The organism is Pseudomonas sp. HMWF021, from assembly GCF_003061005.1.
GTDB lineage: Bacteria > Pseudomonadota > Gammaproteobacteria > Pseudomonadales > Pseudomonadaceae > Aquipseudomonas.
This window is the reverse complement of sequence record NZ_QAIK01000077.1, coordinates 1-4,233: the sequence shown is the minus strand read 5'-3', so window position 1 is coordinate 4,233 and position 4,233 is coordinate 1. Positions and strand designations below refer to the sequence as shown.

Genomic DNA, 4,233 nt, shown 5'->3' with positions numbered 1-4,233 from the left:
GTCGAGTTGTAGCGCCCGACTTCGCGGGTGTGCTTGGCGCCGCCGGCAACGTATGCGGTCCAGTTGTCGTTCAGATCGTATTCGGCGCGGAGCATGCCGAAGGTGTCTTCGATGTCGGTGTAGCCCCACTTCGGCGCGTAGTTGGTGTCGGCCGACGGTGCGTCCGGGATGTGCGTGGCGGTGCCGAGGTTGACCGAGTTGCGGCCACCGTTGACGCGTTCCTTCTGGTAGGCGAAGTCACCGGAAATGCGCAGGGCGTCGCCACGGTAGTCGAGGCCGATGGCGAACAGTTTCGAGCGCTGGTTTTCGTGATCGATGCCGGTGTCGCCTTCGCGCTGGGACAGGTTGATCCGCGCGCCGAAGCGGTTGTCTTCGCCGAAACGCTGGCCGATATCGAAATGCTGACCGACGCGACCTTCGCTGTTGATGTCGGTGGTGTAGCGGCGCAGCGGTTCGTCGCCGGCGCGCTTGGGCTGCAGGTTGACGCCACCGCCGATGCCGGAACCGGTCGGTGTCACGCCGTTGATGAAGGCGTTCGGGCCTTTGAACACTTCCACACGCTCCAGCGCGTCGCTGGAAATGATCTGCCGGGGCAGCACGCCGTACAGGCCGTTATAGGAAATATCGTCGCCGTTGAGCGGCAGGCCGCGGATCATGAAGACCTGCGCCTGGTTGGAGAAGCCCGAAGCCTGGCGCACCGATACATCGTTGAGCAGCACGTCGGCGACGTTTTCTGCCTGTTGGTCCTGAATCAGCTGTTCGGTGTAGGACGCCGCGCTGAAGGGCACATCCATCATGTCCTGATTGCCCAGAACGCCGAGCTGGCCGCCGCGCGCCACCTGACCGCCGGAATAGGCCGGGGGCAGGGCGTTTGGCGCGGGTGCCTGGGCGTTGATGTTGACGTTATCGAGCACCAGCTCGCCGGTGTTTTCATCGGCGGCATGGGCGGTGACGGTCAGGGAGCACAGCAGGGCAAGCAGGGTGGGGCGGAACGGGACAGCGAGGCGTGCTGAAGCGGGCATGTGGTCGTACCTGGAGGCGTGTGGCCGGCAAGAAAAAATAGGGCGGCGCGGGAACTCCTTGCGCAAATGCGACTCCAGGCGCAAATGATAGGAGTTCGCAGTAACGTTTTGCAATCAGTTTGTCACCACACCGTAAAACACACCTTCACCTGTAGGAGCTGCCGCAGGCTGCGATCTTTAAAAGACAAGATCAAAAGATCGCAGCCTGCGGCAGCTCCTACAGGGATTGTGTATGGTGTTCTGGCTTAGTGGATTGGATGAAGCAATGCGATTACTCATTACCCTCGCAGCACTGCTGGTGCTCGCCGGTTGCGCCGGCCAGCGCAGTCAGGAGCCGGCGCCACGTGCGCCCGCCGAAGTAAAGGCCGAAATCGTGCGGCTGATGCCGGCAAAAGTGCCCGACCGCCAAGGCTGGGCCACCGACATCTACGCCGCATTCGCCGCGCAGGGCATCAGCCCGACCACGCAAAACCTGTGTTCGGTGCTGGCCGTGGCCGAGCAGGAATCAACCTATCAGGTCGACCCGACCGTGCCGGGCATGGGCAAGATCGCCCGCGACGAAATCGACCGCCGCGCCACCAAGGCACACATCCCCGGGATGCTGGTCAGCGCCGCGCTGGCCGTACGCTCGCCGACTGGCAAGACCTACAGCGAACGCCTCAACGCAGCGCGCAGCGAAAAAGACTTGAGCGCGATCTTCGATGACTTCATCGGCATGGTGCCCATGGGCCGCACCCTGTTCGGCGGCTTCAACCCGGTGCACACCGCCGGGCCGATGCAGGTCAGCATCGAATTCGCCGAGCAGCACGCCAAGGCTTATCCGTACCCCGTCAGCGGCACGATCCGCCACGAAGTGTTCACTCGGCGTGGCGGCATGTACTTCGGCATCGCGCATTTGCTCGGCTACCCGGTGAGCTACCGCGAGCCGTTGTACCGCTTCGCTGATTTCAACGCCGGCTGGTACGCCAGCCGCAATGCCGCGTTCCAGAACGCTGTCAGCCGTGCCTCGGGCATCCCGCTGGCGCTGGATGGCGACCTGATCCGCTATGACTCGATCATGCCCGGCACGACCGAACTGGCGGTGCGCACCCTCGGCAAATCGCTGGGCATGCGCAACCCGACCATTCGCGATCAACTGGAGAAGGGCAAGACTCTGGAATTCGAAGAGACCAAACTCTACCAGCGCGTGTTCGAACTGGCCGAGAAGGCTGAAGGCAAGACCTTGCCGCGCGCCGTGTTGCCGGGGATCGTGCTGCAGAGCCCGAAAATCACTCGCAAACTGACCACTGCGTGGTTCGCCAAGCGGGTGGATGAGCGCTACAAACGCTGCATGGCCAAGGGGTGACCCTGCCGTTGGCGGCGAAGCAGCTACAGTTGACCCTGAAAACCGCGCAAACAACAGAAAGGGGGGCGTCATGTATCAACTTTACGGGCACAGAAACTCGGGCGCAGCGGCCATCGAAGCGGCGCTGGAGTTGTGCCAGATCGCCTATCGCTTCATCGATATCGAAGCTTCGGCCGAAGCCGCCGAGGCACTGTCGCGTCTTAATCCGTTGAAACAGGTGCCGACCCTGCAATTGCCCGACGGCAGTGCGATCACCGAGAGTGTGGCGATTCTGATTCACCTGGGCCTGAGCTTTCCCGAATCCGGCCTGTTGCCGGACAAGGCCGCTGATCGCGATCAGGCGATTCGCGGCATGGTCTACATCGTCAGCAATTGCTACGCGGCCATCGGGGTCATCGATTACCCCGAGCGCTGGCTGGTGATGCCCGACGAAGCCTCACGGCAGAACCTGATGGCCGGCGCGCGGGAGCGTTTGCACTGGAGCTGGGAAGTGTTTGCCGACCAGTTTTCCGCCGAGCTGTATCTGGACGACGAAACACCCGGTGCACTGGACGTGCTGGCAGCCGTGGTGACGCGCTGGTCGGGCAGCCGCGAACACCTGCGCCAGAGCCGTCCGGGGTTCTATGCGTGGTTGCAGCGCATTGACCGGCACCCGGTGCTGGCCCCGGTGTTTGCCCGGCACTGGCCGGTTTAATAGTGTAAAGATCAAAAGATCGCAGCCTTCGGCCAGCTCCTACACTGTTCTCTGTAGGAGCTGCCGAAGGCTGCGATCTTTTGCTGTGCTGTTATTCCCCGCGAATGTACTGCTCCAGCTGCTTGATCAGCTCCGCCTGCTCGGCAATCGCCTCTTTCACCAGGTCGCCAATCGACAGCAGGCCGATCAGTTTGCCGTTCTCCACCACCGGCAGGTGACGCAGGCGTTTGTCGGACATGATGCCCAGGCAGGTGTCGACGGTCTGGTGGGTGTCCACGGTGATCACCGGTGAAACCATGATGTCGCGCACCGGCGTGCCTACCGACGAGCGCCCGTGCAGCACCAGTTTGCGCGCGTAATCGCGTTCGCTGATGATGCCCAGCACTTCGTCGTTATCCACCACCAGCAAGGCCCCGACGTTTTTCTCGGCCATCTTCATCAGCGCTTCGAGCACCATGTGATCGGGCTTGATCTGGTGCACTTCCTGATTTTTCTGATCTTTGAGCTTGAGCAGTTGGGCGACGGTCTTCATGGCGGTTACTCAGGTGTTGTCGTTGTTCTTCAAGCATCGTAGACGCTGGCGCGCAGGGCAAGGTGGCAAAGCGGCAGATAGCACGCAAAAAACGTCATTTGCCGAAAATACCTACCCCTGAGCCTGCGCGAAGGGAAACCTTGTGGTGAGGGGATTTATCCCCGACGGGCTGCGAAGTAGCCCCAAACTCATGAAGCCGGATTTTTCTGACATATATCACTGGATGGCTTTGGGCCCGCTACGCAGGCCATCGGGGCGGTGCGACGTTTCGCTAAATCCCCTCCCTACAGGAATGGGATTATCCCTTGAAGGGCAGCGTAGAATGCCCCTCTGATCGGATTTCTGAGGTTGCAGTGGTGGATTTACAGCAGGGCTTCGTCCTGACCCGGCATTGGCGCGATACCCCGGCCGGCACCGAAGTCGAGTTCTGGCTGGCGACCGACGCCGGGCCGCGCCGTGTGCGTCTGGCGCCGCAGACGTCGGTGGCGTTTATCCCCGCCGCACAACGCGAAGCGGCCGAACGCCTGCTGCACGACGAAAAGAACGTCGAACTGCGCCCGCTGGCCCTGCAGGATTTCGAACACCGCCCGGTGCTGGGGCTGTATTGCCAGCAACACGGCCAGCTGATGCGTCTGGAAAC

Annotated in this window: 4 protein-coding genes and 1 pseudogene; 3 read left to right on the top strand and 2 right to left on the bottom strand. The window is 61.9% G+C overall.

Features of this window, described 5'->3' with window-relative positions; all coding sequences use genetic code 11:
- Positions 1 to 1,022: TonB-dependent siderophore receptor (locus DBR18_RS10580; protein WP_158275046.1), on the bottom strand; the 1,022-nt coding region annotated here is incomplete at its 3' end.
- A gap of 265 nt (positions 1,023 to 1,287) precedes the next feature.
- Between DBR18_RS10580 and DBR18_RS10575 the strand changes: the two genes are divergently transcribed.
- Together DBR18_RS10575 and DBR18_RS10570 are read left to right on the top strand one after the other, a co-directional pair.
- Entirely contained in the window at positions 1,288 to 2,367 is a 1,080-nt protein-coding gene (locus tag DBR18_RS10575) for a DUF1615 domain-containing protein (RefSeq protein ID WP_108590276.1), read from the top strand.
- Between the two features lie 70 nt (positions 2,368 to 2,437).
- Entirely contained in the window at positions 2,438 to 3,061 is a 624-nt protein-coding gene (locus tag DBR18_RS10570) for a glutathione S-transferase N-terminal domain-containing protein (RefSeq protein WP_108590275.1), read from the top strand.
- A gap of 91 nt (positions 3,062 to 3,152) precedes the next feature.
- Here DBR18_RS10570 and DBR18_RS10565 read toward each other — a convergent pair whose 3' ends face one another.
- Positions 3,153 to 3,593, bottom strand: a complete 441-nt coding sequence (locus DBR18_RS10565; RefSeq protein ID WP_007966640.1) for a CBS domain-containing protein — start codon at positions 3,591 to 3,593, stop codon at positions 3,153 to 3,155.
- Between the two features lie 353 nt (positions 3,594 to 3,946).
- Here DBR18_RS10565 and DBR18_RS10560 point away from each other — a divergent pair.
- Positions 3,947 to 4,233, top strand: a pseudogene (locus DBR18_RS10560) (DNA polymerase II); the annotation flags it as partial.

Excerpts from the sequence above, each read along its gene's own strand:
- DBR18_RS10575 (WP_108590276.1), top strand. The coding sequence starts at position 1,288 with ATGCGATTACTCATTACCCTCGCAGCACTGCTGGTGCTCGCCGGTTGC.
- DBR18_RS10570 (WP_108590275.1), top strand. The coding sequence starts at position 2,438 with ATGTATCAACTTTACGGGCACAGAAACTCGGGCGCAGCGGCCATCGAA.
- DBR18_RS10565 (WP_007966640.1), bottom strand. The coding sequence starts at position 3,593 with ATGAAGACCGTCGCCCAACTGCTCAAGCTCAAAGATCAGAAAAATCAG.